Here is a 21,087-nt window from a genome sequence, read left to right on the forward strand (position 1 = left end):
ACGACTGTTGAAAAAGAGTCAATATTTCATCGCTTTTATATGTTTTTTCGTTTTATTCAGTGTACATCCGATTGCTGCAGCCGCGGCAGGCTCTGATAATTCAACTGTAAACGAATGGTTTCAAAAGAAAGATGAAAAAACTGCAGATAAGTCAGAGCAAAAGAAAGAAAAAACAACACAAACTGCTGATGAGACGGAGGGAGCGGCTGCTCCTTCTGTCTCAGCTTTTGATTTTGTGAAGATGATTTTCGCTTTACTGTTTGTTGTCGTGCTGATTTACGGGCTGGTTAAGCTCATGAACAAAAGAAATCGCCTTCTAAAACCTTTCCAATATGTTGAAAATATTGGCGGCACATCGATTGGTCAAAACAGATCCATCCAATTGGTCAAAGTTGGAAAAAGTGTGCTCGTCGTCGGTGTAGGAGAGACGATTCAGCTGCTGAAAGAAATTGAAGATGAAAAAGAGATTGAAGCTATTCTCAGCCAGCATGAAGAGGCAATGTCAAGCAAGATAGAGTGGAAAAAGTTTGTAAAGCCGCTGAAGGGCTCTGAACATCAGCCGCAGCAAAAACTGCCTTCATTTTCAAAAGCATTAAAAGAGCAGCTTGAGGAGTTAAAACAAAACCGTTCTGAAGGAAAGAAGAAAGGCCCACGTCATCATGAATGAGTTTATAAATATTTTCAATTCGAGCGATCCGCAAAACGTTAGTTCAACTGTTAAATTACTGTTATTGTTAACTGTATTTTCAGTGGCGCCTGGAATTTTGATTCTTATGACTTGTTTTACTCGCATCGTCATTGTTCTGTCATTTGTCCGGACTTCCCTGGGGACACAATCTATGCCGCCAAACCAGGTTCTCATCGGGCTTGCGCTGTTTTTAACGTTTTTTATTATGGCTCCTACTTTTTCAGAGATTAATAAAGAAGCGCTGACCCCATTGATGGACAACAAAATCAGCTTGGACGAAGCGTATACAAAAGCTGAGGAACCGATCAAAGAATTTATGAGTAAACACACAAGGCAGAAGGACCTGGCGCTGTTTATGAATTACGCAAAAATGGATAAACCTGAATCATTAAAGGATATTCCGCTAACAACAATGGTTCCGGCTTTTGCGATATCAGAGCTTAAAACAGCGTTTCAAATCGGTTTTATGATTTTTATCCCATTTTTAATTATAGATATGGTAGTGGCGAGCGTTTTAATGTCAATGGGAATGATGATGCTCCCTCCAGTTATGATTTCTCTGCCCTTTAAAATATTACTTTTTGTTTTAGTAGACGGCTGGTATTTAATTGTAAAATCTTTGCTTCAGAGCTTTTAGGGTAGGTGCTAAACGTGAGTTCAGAATTTGTAATTTCTATGGCGGAAAAAGCCGTATACGTAACGCTGATGATCAGTGCGCCATTGCTGGCTATCGCTTTACTGGTCGGTTTAATCGTCAGCATATTTCAGGCAACAACTCAAATCCAGGAACAGACTTTGGCGTTTATTCCGAAAATCGTGGCGGTTCTTCTGGCCCTGATTTTTTTTGGTCCATGGATGCTGTCGACCATTCTTTCATTTACAACAGAGTTGTTCTCTAATTTAAATCGTTTTGCAGGGTAATGTAGAGATGAATTCGATTATTGATTTATTTCCTGCCTTCTTATTGGTTTTTATTAGAATCTCTGCTTTTTTTGTAACGATACCGCTGTTCGGACACCGAAATGTCCCGGCTGTTCATCGTATTGGATTTGCTTTTTTTCTCGCAGTCATTTGTTTCAGCACCATTGATAAACCGCCCTCTTTGGAGATAGATGAGCAATATATGCTCTTGGCGTTTAAGGAAGCTTTGGTTGGTCTCTGTCTAGGTTTAATCGCTTATATGATGATTGCCGCAGTTCAGATTGCCGGCTCGTTTATTGATTTTCAAATGGGATTTTCAATTGCGAACGTAATTGACCCGCAAACCGGTGCACAAAGTCCGTTGATCGGCCAGTTTATCTATACGATGGCACTATTGTTTATGCTTAGTGTCAATGCCCACCATTTGCTTCTGGACGGTATTTACTATAGCTTTCAGTATATTTCAGTTGATCAGGCATTTCCGAATTTCGGCGATGAAAAGTTTGCTTATTTTATCGCGAAAAGCTTTAATGCGATGTTTATTATCGCTTTTCAAATGTCAGCGCCGGTTGTGGCCAGTTTGTTTCTAGTTGATTTAGCATTAGGTATTGTGGCTCGGACTGTTCCGCAACTAAATGTATTTGTGGTCGGTCTGCCTTTAAAGATCGCTGTCAGTTTTATCATGCTCATTGTGTGTATGTCCGTTATTTTCGTTGTTGTGCGGAATGTTTTCGGTTTGACGATTGAAACGATGCGGAATCTTTTAGCATTGGTCGGTGTTTCTTAATGAAGCTTAGAATTGACCTGCAGTTTTTTGCGGGAGAAAAGACAGAAAAAGCCACTCCGAAAAAACGGAAGGATACGCGAAAAAAAGGGCAGGTAGCCAAAAGTTCGGATGTTAATACCGCCATTTCTTTATTAGTCGTATTCCTTTCGTTTATTGCGATTGGTCCGTATATGAGAGACAAGCTGCTTTCATTTATAGAAATGTTTTATACCGATTCGCTCACAATGAAGCTTTCAGAATCAAATGTGCACACGCTGTTTATCAGCTTATTAGAGGATATGGGCATGATACTTGCACCGATCTTGCTTGTCGCTCTTGTTGCAGGGGTCGTAAGCAACTATATGCAGGTTGGGTTCTTGTTTTCTGCTGAAGTGATACAGCCTAAGCTTGAAAAGCTGGACCCGATCAAAGGCTTTAAACGAATATACAGCATGAGGGCGATTGTAGAGCTGATTAAATCTATATTGAAAATCACAGTTGTCGGTTTTGCGGCTTTCGCTGTGCTTTGGCTGCATTATGGAGAAATTCTCCGGCTCCCGCTCCTGACACCCGGAGAGGTACTTTCTTTTGTATCAAAACTCACCTTATGGATGGGGCTGAGCGGTGCAGGAGCTTTGTTGATACTTGCTGGTCTCGACTATTTATATCAAAGGTTTGACTATGAGAAAAATATCAAAATGTCAAAGCAGGATATAAAAGATGAGTACAAAAAATCTGAAGGAGACCCGATTATCAGGTCAAAAATTAAACAAAGACAGCGGGAAATGGCGATGAGGCGGATGATGCAGGAAGTCCCAAAAGCAGATGTGATTATCACTAACCCGACCCATTATGCGATTGCCCTGAAATATGACGAAGAAAAAATGGACGCTCCTTATATTGTTGCAAAAGGTGTTGACCATTTAGCGTTAAAAATCAGGAAAATCGCTAAAGAGCATGATGTCATGATGGTAGAAAACAGACCGCTTGCCCGTGCGTTATATGATCAGGTAGAAATTGACCAGGCAGTGCCGGAAGAGTTTTTTAAAGTCTTGGCAGAAATTCTGGCTTACGTATATAAAACCAAACAAAAAGTATATTGAATTTTTCGATTTAAAAGGAGAGAAAAAACAGCATGTCAACAAGAGATTTATCCGTTTTAATAAGTGTGGTCCTCATTGTGGCGATGCTGGTGATTCCATTTCCTCCATGGCTGTTAAGTATTTTAATCATTATTAATATTTCTCTTGCGTTGATCGTGCTTCTTACCACAATGAATATGCAAGAAGCGCTTCAGTTTTCGATATTTCCGTCACTGTTGCTGCTTTTAACCCTATTTCGTTTGGGCTTGAACGTCTCAACTACCCGTTCAATTCTTTCACATGGTGAGGGAGGAAAAGTCGTCGAGACTTTCGGAAATTTCGTTGTCGGCGGAAATGTACTAGTTGGACTCGTTGTTTTCATCATCCTGATTATTATTCAGTTTATCGTCATTACGAAAGGTGCTGAACGTGTTTCCGAGGTGGCAGCAAGGTTTACGCTCGATGCAATGCCAGGGAAGCAGATGAGTATTGATGCTGATTTAAACGCAGGGATGATTACCGAACAGGAAGCGAAGCACCGCCGCGAAAAAGTGGCAAGAGAAGCAGACTTTTATGGAGCAATGGACGGTGCCAGTAAATTTGTTAAAGGCGACGCGATTGCCGGAATCATCATTGTGATGATCAATATTATCTTTGGTATCGTGATCGGAATGCTTCAGCAGGGCATGTCAATTCAAGAAGCCGCTTCACACTTTACGATGCTGACTGTAGGGGATGGAATCGTTTCGCAAATTCCAGCGCTGCTCATTTCTACAGCTACAGGTATTGTCGTAACAAGAGCTGCTTCTGAAGGAAACTTAGGTCATGATATTACAGGTCAGCTGTTTGCTTATCCAAAGCTTTTATACGTCGCAGCAGCTACGATTTTGCTTCTTGGTATTTTCACTCCGATTGGCATTTTTCTGACGGGACCGCTTGCGGGACTGCTTGCTTTCGGCGGTTATACGTTATCTAAATCAGGTAAGGAAAAAGAAGAAGTGGATGAAATACTTGAGGAAGAGGCTGAGGTTGACGACCTTAAAAGCCCTGAAAGCGTTGTTCAGCTTCTGCACATAGACCCGATAGAATTTGAGTTCGGATATGGTCTGATCCCGCTTGCTGATGCCAATCAAGGCGGTGATTTATTAGATCGAATTGTGATGATTCGCCGTCAGTTGGCTCTGGAACTCGGACTTGTCATTCCTGTTGTGCGCATCAGAGACAATATAGCGCTTCAGCCTAATGAATATCGATTGAAAATTAAAGGAAATGAAGTAGCGAAAGGCGAGCTTTTGCTTGATCATTACTTAGCGATGTCGCCTACGCCTGAAGACGATCTCATAGAAGGAATTGAAACAGTTGAACCGTCATTCGGACTGCCGGCAAAATGGATTGGCGAAGCTGTAAAGGATGAAGCTGACATGCTTGGTTATACAGTTGTCGATCCTGCTTCAGTCGTTTCAACCCATATTACGGAGAAAATTAAGCAGCACGCCCACGAATTGATCGGAAGACAGGAGACGAAACAGCTGATCGATCACTTGAAAGAAACGTACCCGGTCCTTGTGGAAGAGGTTACGCCGAATCCGTTGTCTGTCGGTGAGGTTCAGAAGGTGCTGGCTAAGCTTTTAAAAGAAAAAGTGTCTATCCGAAATTTAGTCACGATTTTTGAAACGCTTGCTGACTATGGAAAATTAACAACTGATTCCGATCTTTTGACAGAGTATACGAGACAGGCGCTGGCTAAACAAATTACAGCCCAGTTTGCCAAGGAAAGTGAAGTGTTAAAGGTCGTGACTTGTTCGGGCCGTGTAGAAAAGGCAATAGCAGACGGTGTACAGCAAACGGAACACGGTAATTATTTGTCGCTTGAACCAGATGTTTCAGAAAGCATTGTGCGCTCTGTCGCTAAAGAAGCCGAACAGCTTTCATTGCGTCAGGAAACCGCAATTCTTCTATGCTCGCCGCCTGTCAGAATGTATGTGAAACAGCTTCTGGAACGATACTTCCCTGACCTTCCGGTACTTTCTTATAACGAACTTGAAGCGAATGTTGAGGTACAAAGCATTGGAGTGGTGGATATTTAATGAAAATAAAAAAATTTACTGCTGCTTCAATGCAAGAAGCGGCACTTCTCATCAGAAAAGAATTAGGTAATGAAGCAGTCATATTAAATTCGAAAAAAATTAATAAGCGAAAATGGTTTGGACTCATCAAAAAGCCTGCTGTTGAAGTAATTGCCGTATTGGATCAAGACTTTCTTGAGAAAAAAACACCCCAAAAAGCAGCTGAGCCGAAACAAACATTAAAAACTCCGGTCAGCAGTCCGAAAATAGAGGAGGGGCCGTATCTCTCTCAAATGCCGGCGCAACAAGAGCCCGGTGATTTTTCAGCTTATCAATCAGTACTTCCTGAGCCGTTGAGAAAAGCAGAAAAGCTTTTGGATGAAACGGGGATTAAAGAATCAACAAAGACGAACGCTCTAAAAAAATTGCTTCGCTTCTCTGTGGAAGCGGGGGGTCTTACTGAAGAAAACGTGGCCGGCAAACTTCAGGATATACTATGCGACGCGCTGCCTTCAACAGACAAGTGGCAGGAGTCTATACATTCAAAGTATATTGTACTGTTTGGTTCAACTGGCGCTGGTAAAACAACAACGCTGGCTAAGCTCGCAGCCATATCTATGCTTGAAAAACAGAAAAAAATCGCTTTTATTACAACAGATACGTATCGTATTGCAGCTGTTGAACAGTTGAAAACATACGCCGAACTGCTGCAGGCACCGCTGGAAGTTTGCTATACAAAAGAAGAATTTCAGCAGGCGAAGGAGTTGTTTTCTGAGTATGATCATGTATTTATTGATACAGCCGGAAGAAACTTCAAGGAACAGCAATATATTGATGAATTGAAAGAAACGATTCCTTTTGGAAGTGCCATTCAGTCATTTCTCGTTTTATCGGCAACTACAAAATATGAAGATATGAAGCATATTGTCAAACGGTTTTCATCCGTCCCTGTCAATCAGTTTATTTTTACAAAAACAGATGAAACTGCTTCCTTAGGTTCTGTATTTAATATACTGGCAGAATCAAAAATAGGCGCCGGGTTTATTACAAACGGCCAGAATGTGCCGGAGGATATAAAGACTGTGTCTCCGCATGAATTTGTAAGGATGCTGTGCAGATGAACAGATTGGACCAAGCAGCGACTTTACGGGCGAAAATGGAAAAGCGTCAGCGTGTTCTGCCAATGGTTTATTCACAAAAAGCGAAGACACTTGCTGTCATCAGCGGCAAGGGCGGTGTCGGAAAATCCAATATTACTTTAAACATGGCCCTTGTGCTGCAGGATAAAGGTAAGAAGGTGCTGCTCATTGATCTCGATATCGGGATGGGAAACATTGATATATTGATGGGTAACACATCGTCCGCCACGATTATCGACGTATTAACCGAACATAAGCCGCTGATGCAGTCATTATCCGTTGGGCCAAAGGGTCTGCGGTATATATCAGGAGGAACCGGTCTGGATGTAATGTTTCAGCTGGATCAGAGAAAATGGGCGTTTTTTGCCAATGAACTTTCTCATGCGTTAAGCCAGTTCGATTACGTGCTGTTTGACTTGGGAGCGGGCCTATCGAAAGATCAGCTGCCTTTTATCTTATCCGCAGAAGATATTTTGATTATTACGACTCCAGAACCGACGGCCATCATGGACGCATACAGCGCTGTCAAACATTTGGTTTTGACTGAAAGTAAACTTTCAATGAAGGTGGCTGTCAATCGGTGCCGTGATCAAAAGGAAGGGCTAGACGCTTTTACCCGCCTTTCCCGCACGATTCATATGTTTTTGGATGTTCAGGTTCAGTTTGCCGGTTCCGTTTCTGATGATCCGATCGTGAGCAAAGCAGTTGTCGAACAGGTTCCTTTTTTCATAAAAAGTCCTCAGGCAAAAGCCAGCCGGTCAGTCCGTCTTTTAGCGGACGCCTTGTTTGAAAGAGAAGAAACGAGACACAAAGAAGACAAACAGACATTTATAGAGAAATTATCTTCTTTTTTAATGAGGAGGGCTTAATTTGATTCGTGTGCTTGTAGTGGATGATTCAGCTTTTATGAGAAAAATGATAAGTGATTTTCTGACCGAGGAAAAGCAGATAGAAGTAATCGGAACTGCGAGAAACGGAGAAGAAGCGCTTAAGAAAATTGAATTACTAAATCCGGACGTTATTACACTTGATGTTGAAATGCCAGTCATGAATGGGACGGACACACTGCGTAAAATTATTGAAATTTATAACTTGCCGGTCATCATGGTGTCAAGCCAGACCGAAAAAGGGAAAGAGTGCACAATTAATTGTTTAGAGATCGGTGCTTTTGACTTTATCACAAAGCCATCAGGCTCGATATCTCTGGATTTGTACAAAATTAAAGAACAATTAGTTGAGCGTGTCGTCGCGGCTGGACTTTCCGGCAAGCATAAACCGCCTGTTCCGCAGGCGGTCCGCCCTGAACCTATAGTGCGTGCTGTAAAGCCTGAATTAAGCAAACTGAAATCCGGCACAGGCAGACAGATTGTATGTATCGGCACATCAACAGGCGGCCCAAGAGCATTACAAAAGGTGATACCGAAGCTCCCTAAGGATTTGAATGCACCAGTGGTTGTCGTTCAGCACATGCCCGAAGGTTTTACTGCTTCTTTGGCTGAGCGGCTGAATCATTTATCTGACATTCAAGTAAAAGAAGCAAAAGATGGTGAGGAAGCTCTTAACGGCTGTGTTTACATAGCGCCGGGCGGAAAAAACATATCCGTTATCAAAAACAGCGGAGGACTCCAGATTGTTCTTGATAATGTCGATACACCAAGCCGTCATAAACCATCAGCGGATTATTTGTTCCGTTCTGTCGGTAAACTGGCAGACTATGAAAAAGTAGCGGTTATCATGACCGGAATGGGCAGTGACGGAACTGCCGGCTTAAAGGATTTGCTAACGGCAGGCAATGTGAAAACCATTGCGGAGTCTGAAGAATCTTGTGTCGTATATGGGATGCCGAAAGCAGCTGTTAAAGCGGGCCTCATTCATGAGATTAAACATGTGGAAGATATCGCAGCATCCATCACAAGCTGTGTGAAAAAAGAGAGGGTGTGATTCAATGGATATGAATCAGTATTTAGATGTCTTTATTGATGAGAGTAAAGAACATTTACAAACATGTAATGAAAAGCTTCTTCTTTTAGAGAAAGACCCGACTGACCTTCAGCTCGTTCATGATATATTCAGAGCTGCCCATACATTAAAAGGAATGAGCGCAACGATGGGCTATACGGATTTAGCACATCTAACCCATCTGCTTGAGAACGTGCTGGATGCATTCCGAAACGGAGAAATGGCAGTTACCTCAGACTGGATGGATATTTTGTTTGAAGCTCTGGATCACTTGGATGCTATGGTTCAGTCTATCATTGACGGCGGGGATGGTAAAAGAGATATCTCAGAAGTAAGCGCAAAGCTTGATGTGAATGGTGCGCACGCTGAAGCGGCTGCCTCTGCGGAACCTGCAGTAGCACAGAATTCAGCCACTGATTGGGAATATGACGAATTTGAACGAACTGTGATACAAGAAGCGGAGGAACAAGGCTTTAAGCGATTTGAAATCAAAATTTCTCTGAATGAAAACTGTATGCTAAAAGCAGTTCGTGTCTATATGGTGTTTGAAAAGCTTAATGAAGTCGGAGAAGTGGCCAAAACAATCCCAAGTGCGGAAGTGCTTGAAACAGAAGATTTCGGCACGGACTTTCAAGTTTGCTTCTTAACACATCAATCAGCGGAAGAGATTGAACAATTAATCAATGGCGTTTCAGAAATTGAGCATGTTGAAGTCATTCAAGGAGCTCCTTTAACATCAGCTGAAAAGCCGGTAGAATCTAAGCCTGCAGATTCGCCAGCACCTGTACCTGTGAAGCAGGAGAATCAAAAACAGCCTGCTAAAAACGATGAGCAGGCGAAGCATGCAGCGGGTGGATCTAAAACAATTCGTGTCAACATTGACAGACTTGATTCTTTAATGAATTTATTTGAAGAGCTTGTTATTGACCGCGGGCGTCTTGAGCAGATTGCAAAAGAGCTTGAGCACAATGAACTGACTGAAACGGTTGAACGAATGACGAGAATTTCCGGAGATTTGCAATCGATTATTCTCAATATGAGAATGGTTCCGGTTGAAACCGTTTTTAACCGGTTCCCGAGAATGATTCGTCAGCTTCAAAAAGAGCTGAATAAAAAAATCGAACTCTCGATCGTCGGTGCTGAAACTGAACTGGATCGAACAGTGATTGATGAAATCGGAGATCCTCTCGTTCACTTAATCAGAAACAGTATTGACCATGGGATTGAGTCGCCGGAAACACGTTTGCAAAAAGGAAAACCGGAATCAGGAAAAGTTGTGCTTAAAGCTTATCACAGCGGCAACCATGTCTTTATCGAAGTAGAGGATGACGGTGCAGGCCTTAATCGCAAAAAAATTCTTGAAAAAGCGCTTGAACGCGGGGTCATTACGGAAAAAGAAGCAGAAACCTTAGAAGACAATGAAATTTATGAATTGATTTTTGCTCCAGGGTTCTCAACTGCTGATCAAATTTCTGATATTTCCGGCCGCGGTGTCGGTCTTGACGTTGTGAAAAATAAATTGGAGTCTCTTGGCGGTTCAGTAAGTGTGAAATCTGCTGAAGGTCAAGGCTCTTTATTCAGCATCCAGCTTCCGCTGACATTGTCCATTATTTCAGTTCTGCTGATCAAATTGGAAGAAGAGACATTTGCTATTCCGATTTCTTCAATCATTGAAACAGCAGTTATTGACAGAAAAGACATTTTACAAACGCATGACCGTGAAGTAATTGATTTTAGAGGGCACATTGTCCCTGTCGTTTATTTAAAAGACGAGTTTAAAATAGATGATACAAGGCAAGACGCGGAACAGCTCCATATCATTATCGTGAAAAAAGGCGACAAACCTACTGCATTTGTGGTGGACTCCTTTATTGGTCAGCAGGAAGTTGTGCTGAAATCACTCGGAGATTATTTAGCAAACGTCTTTGCCATTTCCGGAGCTACTATTTTAGGAGACGGAGATGTAGCGCTCATTATTGATTGTAACGCACTGATTATTTAACCATTCGAGGAGGTGTCTCACATGACTGCAGAAATTAAAACCGGCGAAAAAATGATTGTTTTTATGGTAAATGGCAAAGAGTATGCCATTTCCGTCGCTCAGGTGAAATCAATTGAAAAATGGCAAAAGCCAACGAGAGTGCCAGGCGTTGAACCATATATTTGCGGGGTAATCAATTTGCGCGGGGTGGTGACTCCGGTTATTGATTTAAGAAAGCGTCTGAATTTGCCAGAGAATGAAATTACTGATGAAACACGAATTATCATTATTGCTTATCGTGATACTGAAATCGGCTGGATTGTGGATGAAGCGAATGATGTGATTACCGTACACGAAAGTGAAATCGAATCCGCTCCAGAAAGCATCCAGAAAGATACGGATGTGTCGATTGAACAGATTGTAAAACAAGAGAACAGACTCTTAAATATTATTGATGCGAACGCGGTTTTGGATAAAGAATCATCTCAGTCCGCTGTGCCCGATCAAGCTTAATCTTAAAGGGGTTATGACATGAGTATTTTTAATGGAATCAAAGAAGAGCAGATGGACATTTTGCGGGAAGTCGGCAATATAGGCGCCGGCCACTCCGCCTCTGCAATGGCCCAGCTGTTAAATAGAAAGATAGATATGGAAGTCCCGTTTGCAAAGCTGCTGTCTTTCGATGAGCTTGTAGATTTTTTCGGCGGCGCCGATACCCCGGTTGCCAGCATCTTTTTAAGAATGGAAGGCGATTTGACGGGTTCGATGTTCTTTATAATGCCTTTTTACCAGGCGGAACAGTTTATCAGAGATCTGATTGGAAACCCCGACTTTGATATAGAGGACTTAGGTGAAGATCATATGAGCTCATCGGCTTTGCATGAACTGGGCAATATTTTAGCAGGATCATATTTAACAGCCTTGGCGGATTTGACGCAGCTTCAGCTTTATCCAAGTGTTCCTGAAGTTTCATTGGACATGTTCGGCGCTGTGATCAGCGAAGGGCTGATGGAGCTAAGCCAGGTTGGAGAACACGCTATCGTTGTCGACACGTCAATTTTTGACCAAAGCCATCAGCAGGAGCTGAAAGCGCATATGTTTATGCTGCCGGACTATGATTCATTTGAAAAGCTCTTTGTCGCATTGGGTGCATCATTATGAGTACAACTGAGGCTGTTGTTGTAAAGGTTGGAATTGCCGACGTGAAGATTGCCCGCTTCCCGGACACCATCAGGACCTCTGGGTTGGGATCATGTGTGGGGCTGGTGCTTTATGATAAAGAAAAGCAAACGGCGGGGCTTGTCCATGTCATGCTGCCCGATTCGACGTTATCGAAAACGGCCGAACTCAATCGGGCTAAGTACGCTGACACAGCCGTAAAGACCACGATTGATATGCTGATTGAAGCTGGCTGCCGGAAATTTGCATTAAAAGCAAAGCTGGCCGGCGGATCAGAAATGTTTAAATTTAAATCGACAAATGATTTGATGAAGATCGGACCGAGAAATGTATTAGCGATAAAGGAACAGCTGTCTTTATATCATATTCCTATTATTAGTGAAGATACGGGCGGCTCTAGCGGCCGGACGATAGAATTTGAACCGAAGTCCTGCATGCTGCATATTCGAACTGTTAAACAAGGTGAAAAAACGATTTAATTAAGGTATTAGGGGGATAACAATGCAATCCTTGAATTATGAAGATCAGGTGCTTTGGACGCGCTGGAAAGAGTGGAAGGATCCTAAAGCCGGTGATGATCTAATGCGCCGTTACATGCCGCTTGTCACATATCATGTAGGCAGAATTTCTGTCGGACTGCCGAAATCAGTGCATAAAGACGATCTTATGAGCCTTGGTATGCTTGGTTTATATGATGCCCTTGAAAAATTTGACCCCAGCCGGGACTTAAAATTTGATACCTACGCCTCGTTTAGAATTCGCGGCGCAATCATAGACGGGCTTCGTAAAGAAGATTGGCTGCCCAGAACCTCACGTGAAAAAACAAAGAAGGTTGAAGCAGCAATTGAAAAGCTTGAGCAGCGTTATCTTCGGAACGTATCGCCCGCTGAAATTGCAGAGGAACTCGGAATGACGGTTCAGGATGTAGTGTCAACAATGAATGAAGGTTTTTTTGCAAATCTGCTGTCAATTGATGAAAAGCTTAATGATCAAGATGACGGTGAAAACATTCAGATCATGATCAGAGATGACAAAAATGTTCCCCCTGAAGAAAAGATTATGAAGGATGAACTGATTGCACAACTTGCTGAAAAAATTCACGAACTCTCTGAAAAAGAACAACTGGTGGTCAGTTTGTTCTACAAAGAGGAGCTGACATTGACAGAAATCGGACAAGTATTAAACCTTTCTACGTCCCGCATATCACAGATCCATTCAAAAGCACTATTTAAATTAAAGAATCTGCTTGAGAAAGTGATTCAATAATGAATTTCATGGTTAGCGAGTGAAAAACATGTCAACACTATTATGGCTTTTAAGCTTTACCCTCCACGGCGTTCTTCTGTATGCTGTTATGATCCTGTATACGAGACTCGCAGCTGTGAAAGAAACAGAAAAACAGCAAAAGAAGATACTTGAAGAGACGGAAAACACCTTGGCGGCATTTCTTCTTGAGCTAAAGGAAGAAAATGAAAAACTGATAGACAATTCCGATTCACCTTCAAGCCAAACTGATGAAGAGACTCAAAAGCCAGACCTTCAGCACGTTGAAAAAGATTCAGAGCGGGATGCGGTTCAAGAAGAAAATCTTCCCGAACATATTGAAGGTCTGATTACTGCAGTCGAGCGTCAGGAAGGGAGCGTAAACAGCGATGTCCAATCATTTGAAGATCAGGTCATAGAATTATATGAAGAGGGGTATTCAGCCAGTCAAATTGCCCAGAAACTGAAGAGCGGAAAGACAGAAATCGAGCTCTTTTTAAAATTTCGCTCCAAAGGTGTAAAGGATTCTTGATTGTCGGATAAACCTGTGTTATATTATGTCTTGGTGTTAAATACACACGCTTAACGATTTATGCAGAGGGTGCTGCAGGCGGCAGTTCTGTACAAAAATGACTTAAGCGGAGGAAAAAAAACCATTATATTAGGAGGAAATAACATGTCAGTCATTTCTATGAAGCAATTGCTTGAAGCTGGTGTTCACTTCGGTCACCAAACACGCCGTTGGAACCCAAAAATGAAGCGTTACATTTTCACGGAGCGTAACGGAATCTACATCATTGACCTTCAAAAAACAGTCAAAAAAGTAGAGGAAGCTTACAACTTCACTAAAAATCTTGCTGCTGAAGGCGGAAAAATCCTTTTCGTCGGAACTAAAAAACAAGCTCAAGATTCTGTTAAAGAAGAAGCTCAGCGCTCTGGCATGTACTATGTCAACCAACGCTGGTTGGGCGGTACATTAACAAACTTTGAAACAATCCAAAAACGTATTAAACGTCTTAAAGACATTGAAAAAATGCAAGAAAACGGTACGTTTGATGTACTTCCTAAAAAAGAAGTCGTTCAATTGAAAAAAGAATTAGAACGTCTTGAAAAATTCCTAGGCGGAATTAAAGATATGAAGGATCTTCCTGATGCATTATTCATCATCGATCCTCGCAAAGAGCGCATCGCTGTTGCGGAAGCTCGCAAATTAAACATTCCTATCATCGGTATCGTAGATACTAACTGTGATCCAGATGAAATTGATGTTGTAATCCCAGCGAACGATGACGCTATCCGCGCTGTTAAACTTCTAACTTCTAAAATGGCAGATGCAATCTTAGAAGCGAAGCAAGGTGAAGAAGAAGCGGAAGTTGCTGAAGAAACTGCACCAGAAACAGAAACAACAACTGCGTAACCTATTCAAAAGGTGATAAGAGGGACTGCCTTTTATCACCTTTTTTCAAGAAAAATGTGTAATATACATAGTCTTGTTTAAACATATAAGGAGGAATACAAATGGCAATTACTGCACAGCAAGTAAAAGAACTGCGTGAAAAAACTGGCGCAGGCATGATGGATTGTAAAAAAGCGTTAACTGAAACTGACGGAGATATGGACAAAGCAATTGACCTTTTAAGAGAAAAAGGGATTGCGAAAGCAGCGAAAAAAGCTGACCGTATTGCAGCAGAAGGTTCTACTCTGATTAAAACTGACGGCAACAAAGGTGTTATCCTAGAAGTAAACTCTGAAACTGACTTCGTTGCGAAAAACGAAGGTTTCAAAGAGCTTCTTAACACGTTAGCTGACCACCTTCTTGCAAATGCTCCTGCAGATGTTGAAGAAGCAATGGGTCAAAAAATGGAAAACGGCTCTACCGTTGAAGAGTACATCACAAGCGCAGTTGCTAAAATCGGTGAGAAAATCACTCTTCGCCGCTTTACAGTTCTTACAAAAGACGACAGCTCTGCATTCGGTGCATACCTTCACATGGGCGGCCGCATCGGTGTATTAACTGTTCTTAACGGTACAACTGACGAAGAAATTGCAAAAGATATCGCAATGCACGTTGCTGCGGTTAACCCTCGTTACATTTCTCGTGATCAAGTTTCTGAAGAAGAAGCAAACCATGAGCGTCAAATCTTAACTCAGCAAGCTCTTCAAGAAGGCAAACCTGAAAACATCGTAGCGAAAATGGTTGAAGGCCGTCTGAACAAATTCTTCGAAGAAATTTGTCTTTTAGACCAAGCGTTCGTTAAAAACCCAGATGAAAAAGTGAAGCAAGTTGTTGCAGCGAAAAACGCAACTGTTCAAACTTATGTCCGCTATGAAGTTGGAGAAGGCATCGAAAAACGTCAAGAAAACTTTGCTGAAGAAGTAATGAACCAAGTGAAAAAATAATGGCGAAAAGATTCCGCGGCTAAGCCGCGTCTTTTCAGGCAGTATAGGGGACACAATTTGTGTTCCCTATTTTTAAAACTATATTTACAAACCTTTTTTTCTCTTGCATAATAGAAAACGGCAATGTTTACACTTGGAGGTTATCATGGAAAAACCAAAATACAAACGTATCGTATTAAAGCTTAGCGGAGAAGCATTGGCAGGAGAACAGGGAAACGGCATTAACCCAACTGTCATTCAATCTATTGCACAGCAAGTGAAAGAAATCGCTGAGCTTGAAGTCGAAGTCGCTGTTGTAGTGGGCGGCGGCAACTTATGGCGCGGAAAAACAGGAAGTGACCTGGGCATGGACCGTGCAACTGCTGACTATATGGGAATGCTTGCGACTGTTATGAATTCGCTTGCTCTTCAAGACAGCTTGGAAACACTCGGAATCCAGTCCAGAGTGCAAACATCCATTGAAATGAGACAAGTTGCCGAACCGTACATAAGAAGAAAAGCGATACGCCACTTAGAGAAAAAACGTGTCGTTATTTTCGCTGCGGGCACAGGAAACCCATACTTCTCTACTGATACGACGGCTGCACTGCGGGCTGCTGAAATTGAAGCAGACGTTATTTTAATGGCTAAGAATAATGTTGACGGTGTGTATAATGCTGATCCTAGAAAAGATAAATCAGCTGTTAAGTATGAATCGCTTTCTTATCTTGACGTTCTAAAAGACGGCCTGGAAGTCATGGATTCAACAGCATCATCTTTATGCATGGATAATGACATTCCGCTTATCGTCTTTTCTATTATGGAAGAAGGAAATATCAAACGTGCCGTTATCGGTGAATCTATCGGAACGATTGTAAGGGGGAAATAACGTGTCAAAAGAAGTATTAACTCAAACAAAAGAAAAAATGGAAAAAGCGATTGCTGCTTATTCACGCGAATTGGCTACTGTTCGCGCAGGCCGTGCAAACCCATCTTTATTAGATAAAGTAACAGTTGAATATTACGGGGCACAGACACCTTTAAATCAGCTGTCTTCTATTAATGTGCCTGAAGCTCGTATGCTTGTTGTAACGCCATATGATAAAACTGCAATCGGTGATATCGAAAAAGCGATTTTGAAAGCTGATTTGGGCCTTACGCCAACAAGTGACGGCAATATCATTCGAATTGCGATTCCGGCATTAACGGAAGAAAGACGTAAAGAATTAGTAAAAGTAGTGAAAAAATATGCTGAAGAGGCGAAAGTAGCAGTCCGAAACGTTCGCCGTGATGCTAACGATGATCTCAAAAAGCTTGAGAAAAACGGAGACATCACTGAGGATGAACTGCGCGCTTCAACTGAAGACGTTCAAAAACTGACAGATGAATATGTGTCAAAAATTGACAGTGTCACAAAAGACAAAGAAAAAGAAATCATGGAAGTTTAATGAAAAACTATGTACAATAGATAATAGTGAAAAGACCCTCTCATGTTTACAGGGGGTTTTTTTGTTAATACTGTTGATTACATTGATTATCAGCAGGGAATGTAACCTTTTTGGGTGACGGAGGAATCTCATGCTCAACATACTCAAAAATTGGAAGAACCAGCAAACTGCGGCTTCCAACTTAGAACGTTATACAAAAGAAGACATACTTAAGGGAGAAATTCCCGAACATATCGCCATTATCATGGATGGGAATGGCCGTTGGGCTAAAAAACGCTCTCTTCCCCGAATTGCAGGCCACCACGAAGGGATGAAGGTGGTAAAAAGGACAACAAAGCTTGCGAACGCATTAGGTGTCAAAGTGCTGACATTGTATGCTTTTTCAACAGAAAATTGGAAGAGGCCGAAAATGGAAGTCGATTTTCTCATGAAGCTTCCGGAAGAATTTTTAAATACGTATCTTCCAGAGCTTGTTGAGGAAAATGTACAGGTTCGGATCATAGGAGATAAAACGGCTTTGCCGGCACACACATTACGTGCGATTGAAAAGGCTGTAGTGGATACAGCGCAAAACGACGGAATGATCCTAAATTTTGCTCTCAATTATGGAGGACGCACTGAAATTGTCACTGCTGCAAAATCACTCGCGGAAAAAGTGAAGGAAGGCTCTTTAAATATTGAAGACATTGATGAATCTCTTTTTTCTAACTATTTAATGACTGAATCTTTGCAGGATCCTGAACTTTTAATTCGAACGAGCGGCGAGATTAGACTGAGCAATTTTATGCTATGGCAGGTTGCTTACAGTGAATTTGTCTTTACTGACGTCTTGTGGCCTGACTTTAAAGAAGATCACTTCTTACAGGCGTTAGGAGAATATCAGCAGAGAGGCCGGAGGTTTGGCGGAATTTAGAGGATGGTGGACATGAAACAAAGAATTTTGACAGGTGTTCTGGCAGCAATTGTATTTTTATTTTTGGTTATTGTCGGGAAATTGCCGTTCACCGTATTAATTTATGTGATGGGCAGTGTAGCGCTTTTTGAACTTTTACGGATGAAAAAGCTGAAGCTGGTTTCACTGCCGGGTGTGATCGGTCTTTTATTATTGTGGCTGTTCTTATTGCCAAGCCAGTATTCGTTTTTGGAAGCGAATGGTATTTCGAAAATGGAAATCGCTTTGTTTGCGGTGTTGCTTTTGCTGATTTACACAGTGCTGGTGAAAAACACCTTTACTTTTGATGAAGTCGGGTTTATTACACTGGCAGCAATTTACATCGGAATGTGTTTTCATTATTTTATAGAAATCAGAAATCTAGACCAATATGGATTAACATACATTTTTTACGCGTGTGTTGTCATTTGGTCCACTGATTCCGGTGCATATTTTGTCGGGAAATCGCTTGGCAAGCGAAAACTTTGGCCTGAAATCAGTCCGAATAAAACAGTGGAAGGCTTTGCAGGCGGAATTGTTATCGCACTTATACTGGCGACGATTTTTCAGTTTGTTGCTCATCTTCCGATCCCGTATATCTATCTGCTGTTGATCACACTGTTTTTGTCTGTTTTCGGACAACTTGGAGATTTAGTGGAATCCGCCTTGAAAAGACATTACGATGTAAAAGATTCTGGGAAGATTCTTCCCGGGCATGGCGGTATATTAGACCGTTTTGACAGTTTCTTGTTTGTCATGCCTTTCTTGTACTTTCTGCTTGCCCTTTTTTCATAAAAAAGTCTAATATGAGTATGAGACTGATCATGCAGCAAAAAGAATAGGAGTAGTGGCAACTTTGAAAAATATTTGTCTTTTAGGAGCAACAGGATCAATCGGCGAACAGACTCTTGACGTATTGCGTACACATCAGGATCAATTTCAGCTGGTATCTATGTCGTTTGGCAGAAATATTGATAAGGCCGTTCCAATGATAGAGGCCTTTCAGCCGAAGTTTGTCTCTGTCGCTGATCTGGATACATATCATAAATTAAAACAAACGTCTTTTTCTTTTGAATGCCAAATCGGGCAGGGAGAAGAAGGGCTGATAGAAGCAGCGGTGATGGATGAGGTTGACATTGTTGTCAATGCCTTGCTTGGAAGCGTCGGTCTTATCCCGACGTTAAAGGCAATTGAACAGAAAAAAACAATTGCGCTTGCAAATAAGGAAACTCTTGTCACTGCAGGGCATATAGTAAAAGAACATGCTAAGAAATATGATGTTCCGCTTCTGCCTGTTGACAGTGAGCATTCGGCAATTTTTCAAGCGCTTCAAGGCGAACAGGCTAAAAACATTGACCGCCTCATCATTACGGCATCCGGCGGGAGCTTTCGGGACAAGACGCGGGAGGAGCTCGAATCAGTTACAGTTGAGGACGCATTAAAACACCCAAATTGGTCAATGGGTGCAAAAATTACGATTGATTCGGCTACAATGATGAATAAGGGATTAGAAGTGATCGAGGCACATTGGCTTTTCGATATCCCGTATGAACAAATTGATGTGGTTTTACATAAGGAGAGCATCATCCATTCAATGGTTGAGTTTCATGACAGGAGTGTGATTGCACAGCTCGGAACCCCGGATATGAGAGTCCCAATCCAGTATGCGCTCACTTATCCTGACCGGTTGCCATTGCCGGATGCGAAAAGGCTTGAATTATGGGAAATCGGCACCCTCCATTTTGAGAGAGCTGATTTTGACAGGTTCCGATGCTTACAATTTGCTTTTGAATCAGGTAAAATAGGAGGAACAATGCCGACAGTGCTTAATGCGGCAAATGAAGTAGCTGTCGCAGCCTTTTTAGCCGGCAAGATACCGTTTTTGGCTATTGAAGACTGTATCGAAAAGGCATTATCCCGCCATCAGTTGATTAAAAAACCGAGTCTGGCGGACATTCAAGAAGTGGACAAAGATACCCGGGGATACGTCAACTCAATACTCACATAAGGTGGTATGTTCGTGAATACAGTTATAGCGTTTGTCATTATTTTCGGAGCGCTCGTTTTCTTCCATGAACTGGGCCATTTATTGCTAGCCCAAAGAGCGGGAATTCTCTGCCGTGAATTTGCGATCGGTTTCGGTCCAAAGGTTTTTTCCTTCAAAAAAAATGAAACAGTTTATACGATCAGGCTGCTTCCGGTCGGCGGATTTGTCCGTATGGCAGGCGAAGATCCGGAAATGATTGAGGTGAAACCCGGTTACACGGTCGGGCTTCTGTTTAATAAAGAAGATCAAGTTGAGAAACTCATCATCAATCAAAAGGAAAAATACCCCGATGCTCTAGTCATTGAAGTGGAAACAGCGGATTTAGAGCATGACATGAAAATCACCGGCTATGAGCAAGGGAAAGAGGATGAGCTTTCAAGCTTTACTGTCAGCGAAACATCCTTTTTCATTGTAGACGGAGAAGAAGTTCAGATTGCGCCATATAATCGCCAATTTGGTTCCAAACCTGTGTGGCAGCGGATTAAAGCGATTGCTGCAGGGCCGATCATGAACTTTATTTTAGCTTACGTCATTTTAGTGATGCTTGGGCTTATTCAAGGCGTTCCGTCCAATGAGCCTATGCTCGGGCAGCTGACTGACAATGGCCGGGCGGCTGAAGCAGGGCTAAAAGAAGGAGATTACATTCAAAGCATTAATGGAGAGAAAATGAGGTCTTGGACGGACATTGTCTCCGCTGTAAAAGAAAATCCGGAAAAAGCAATGGATGTTGCAGTAAAAAGAGATAACAAAACGCTTCATATTTCTGTGACTCCTGAAGCTGTGAAAGATGAGAACAAGAAAACAATCGGACGTTTCGGCTCCTATGCGCCGACTGAAAAAGGCGTTCTCTCAGCAGTTGCCTACGGTGCGACGTCCACAGTAGATGTCACCAAAGCCATTTTAACCAACTTAAGCAAATTAGTGACAGGGCAATTTAAACTTGATATGCTGTCGGGCCCTGTCGGTATATATGACATGACAGACCAAGTGGCGAAAACAGGGCTAGTGAACCTATTCCAGTTTGCTGCGTTTTTAAGCATTAACCTTGGGATTGTCAACTTGCTTCCGATTCCGGCGCTTGACGGAGGAAGATTGTTATTTCTATTTATTGAAGCGATTCGGGGCAAACCGATTAACAGGGAAAAAGAAGCATTTGTTGTGTTTATCGGAGTAGCTTTCTTAATGCTTCTTATGCTGGTCGTCACATGGAACGATATCCAGCGGCTGTTCTTGTAAAC

General features: G+C 42.1%; 23 protein-coding genes. All 23 read left to right on the top strand.

Going from position 1 to position 21,087, the window contains the following annotated elements; genetic code table 11:
* Positions 1-7: 7 nt before the first annotated feature.
* Positions 8-667, top strand: a complete 660-nt coding sequence (gene fliZ / locus G4P54_RS08555) for a flagella biosynthesis regulatory protein FliZ (RefSeq protein ID WP_167872363.1) — start codon at positions 8-10, stop codon at positions 665-667.
* Complete coding sequence (fliP, locus tag G4P54_RS08560; protein WP_024716042.1) at positions 660-1,325, top strand: flagellar type III secretion system pore protein FliP; 666 nt, start codon at positions 660-662, stop codon at positions 1,323-1,325. Before fliZ ends, fliP begins: the two co-directional genes overlap by 8 nt.
* A gap of 14 nt (positions 1,326-1,339) precedes the next feature.
* Positions 1,340-1,609, top strand: a complete 270-nt coding sequence (fliQ, locus tag G4P54_RS08565; protein WP_014113798.1) for a flagellar biosynthesis protein FliQ — start codon at positions 1,340-1,342, stop codon at positions 1,607-1,609.
* Positions 1,610-1,616: 7 nt separating this feature from the next.
* The gene (gene fliR, locus G4P54_RS08570) at positions 1,617-2,396 is read left to right on the top strand and encodes a flagellar biosynthetic protein FliR (protein WP_024716041.1); all 780 of its coding nucleotides are present in this window, start codon (positions 1,617-1,619) and stop codon (positions 2,394-2,396) included.
* Positions 2,396-3,478 carry a flagellar biosynthesis protein FlhB gene (gene flhB, locus G4P54_RS08575; RefSeq protein ID WP_024716040.1) on the top strand — a complete coding sequence of 361 codons (1,083 nt, stop codon included), beginning with the start codon at positions 2,396-2,398 and terminating at the stop codon, positions 3,476-3,478. Before fliR ends, flhB begins: the two co-directional genes overlap by 1 nt.
* 32 nt (positions 3,479-3,510) lie before the next feature.
* Complete coding sequence (gene flhA, locus G4P54_RS08580) at positions 3,511-5,544, top strand: flagellar biosynthesis protein FlhA (RefSeq protein WP_024716039.1); 2,034 nt, start codon at positions 3,511-3,513, stop codon at positions 5,542-5,544.
* Positions 5,544-6,644, top strand: a complete 1,101-nt coding sequence (locus tag G4P54_RS08585; protein WP_167872364.1) for a flagellar biosynthesis protein FlhF — start codon at positions 5,544-5,546, stop codon at positions 6,642-6,644. The genes flhA and G4P54_RS08585 overlap by 1 nt, the downstream gene beginning before the upstream one ends.
* Positions 6,635-7,531, top strand: coding sequence for a flagellum location/number ATPase FlhG (gene flhG / locus G4P54_RS08590; RefSeq protein WP_167872365.1), 897 nt, complete (start codon positions 6,635-6,637; stop codon positions 7,529-7,531). The genes G4P54_RS08585 and flhG overlap by 10 nt, the downstream gene beginning before the upstream one ends.
* A 1-nt stretch (position 7,532) precedes the next feature.
* Positions 7,533-8,603, top strand: a complete 1,071-nt coding sequence (cheB, locus tag G4P54_RS08595) for a protein-glutamate O-methylesterase CheB (RefSeq protein ID WP_024716036.1) — start codon at positions 7,533-7,535, stop codon at positions 8,601-8,603.
* 4 nt (positions 8,604-8,607) lie between these two features.
* Positions 8,608-10,623, top strand: a complete 2,016-nt coding sequence (gene cheA, locus G4P54_RS08600) for a chemotaxis protein CheA (protein ID WP_167872366.1) — start codon at positions 8,608-8,610, stop codon at positions 10,621-10,623.
* A 21-nt stretch (positions 10,624-10,644) separates the two neighbouring features.
* Positions 10,645-11,115 (top strand): chemotaxis protein CheW, encoded by a 471-nt coding sequence (gene cheW / locus G4P54_RS08605; protein WP_024716034.1) that lies wholly within the window; start codon positions 10,645-10,647, stop codon positions 11,113-11,115.
* An 18-nt stretch (positions 11,116-11,133) separates the two neighbouring features.
* A complete protein-coding gene (gene cheC, locus G4P54_RS08610) occupies positions 11,134-11,763 on the top strand; it encodes a CheY-P phosphatase CheC (protein ID WP_024716033.1) in 630 nt (209 codons plus the stop codon).
* Entirely contained in the window at positions 11,760-12,260 is a 501-nt protein-coding gene (cheD, locus tag G4P54_RS08615) for a chemoreceptor glutamine deamidase CheD (RefSeq protein WP_024716032.1), read from the top strand. The genes cheC and cheD overlap by 4 nt, the downstream gene beginning before the upstream one ends.
* Positions 12,261-12,282: 22 nt before the next feature.
* Positions 12,283-13,047 (top strand): RNA polymerase sigma-28 factor SigD, encoded by a 765-nt coding sequence (gene sigD / locus G4P54_RS08620; protein ID WP_167872367.1) that lies wholly within the window; start codon positions 12,283-12,285, stop codon positions 13,045-13,047.
* Positions 13,048-13,075: 28 nt separating this feature from the next.
* Positions 13,076-13,576, top strand: coding sequence for a Swarming motility protein SwrB (locus G4P54_RS08625; protein WP_167872368.1), 501 nt, complete (start codon positions 13,076-13,078; stop codon positions 13,574-13,576).
* 144 nt (positions 13,577-13,720) lie between these two features.
* Complete coding sequence (gene rpsB / locus G4P54_RS08630) at positions 13,721-14,461, top strand: 30S ribosomal protein S2 (protein ID WP_003220918.1); 741 nt, start codon at positions 13,721-13,723, stop codon at positions 14,459-14,461.
* A gap of 101 nt (positions 14,462-14,562) precedes the next feature.
* Positions 14,563-15,444: a translation elongation factor Ts gene (gene tsf, locus G4P54_RS08635; RefSeq protein WP_014663986.1), complete on the top strand. Its 882-nt coding sequence runs from the start codon at positions 14,563-14,565 to the stop codon at positions 15,442-15,444.
* Between the two features lie 145 nt (positions 15,445-15,589).
* Positions 15,590-16,312, top strand: coding sequence for a UMP kinase (gene pyrH, locus G4P54_RS08640; RefSeq protein WP_167872369.1), 723 nt, complete (start codon positions 15,590-15,592; stop codon positions 16,310-16,312).
* A gap of 1 nt (position 16,313) precedes the next feature.
* Entirely contained in the window at positions 16,314-16,871 is a 558-nt protein-coding gene (gene frr, locus G4P54_RS08645) for a ribosome recycling factor (RefSeq protein WP_024716029.1), read from the top strand.
* A 130-nt stretch (positions 16,872-17,001) separates the two neighbouring features.
* Positions 17,002-17,784 carry an undecaprenyl pyrophosphate synthase gene (uppS, locus tag G4P54_RS08650; RefSeq protein ID WP_024716028.1) on the top strand — a complete coding sequence of 261 codons (783 nt, stop codon included), beginning with the start codon at positions 17,002-17,004 and terminating at the stop codon, positions 17,782-17,784.
* Between the two features lie 3 nt (positions 17,785-17,787).
* Positions 17,788-18,597, top strand: coding sequence for a phosphatidate cytidylyltransferase (gene cdsA / locus G4P54_RS08655; RefSeq protein ID WP_167872370.1), 810 nt, complete (start codon positions 17,788-17,790; stop codon positions 18,595-18,597).
* A 61-nt stretch (positions 18,598-18,658) separates the two neighbouring features.
* Positions 18,659-19,810: a 1-deoxy-D-xylulose-5-phosphate reductoisomerase gene (gene dxr, locus G4P54_RS08660; protein WP_167872371.1), complete on the top strand. Its 1,152-nt coding sequence runs from the start codon at positions 18,659-18,661 to the stop codon at positions 19,808-19,810.
* A 6-nt stretch (positions 19,811-19,816) separates the two neighbouring features.
* Positions 19,817-21,085: an RIP metalloprotease RseP gene (gene rseP, locus G4P54_RS08665; protein WP_167872372.1), complete on the top strand. Its 1,269-nt coding sequence runs from the start codon at positions 19,817-19,819 to the stop codon at positions 21,083-21,085.
* Positions 21,086-21,087 lie beyond the last annotated feature (2 nt).

Source organism: Bacillus tequilensis (assembly GCF_012225885.1).
Taxonomy (GTDB): domain Bacteria; phylum Bacillota; class Bacilli; order Bacillales; family Bacillaceae; genus Bacillus; species Bacillus tequilensis.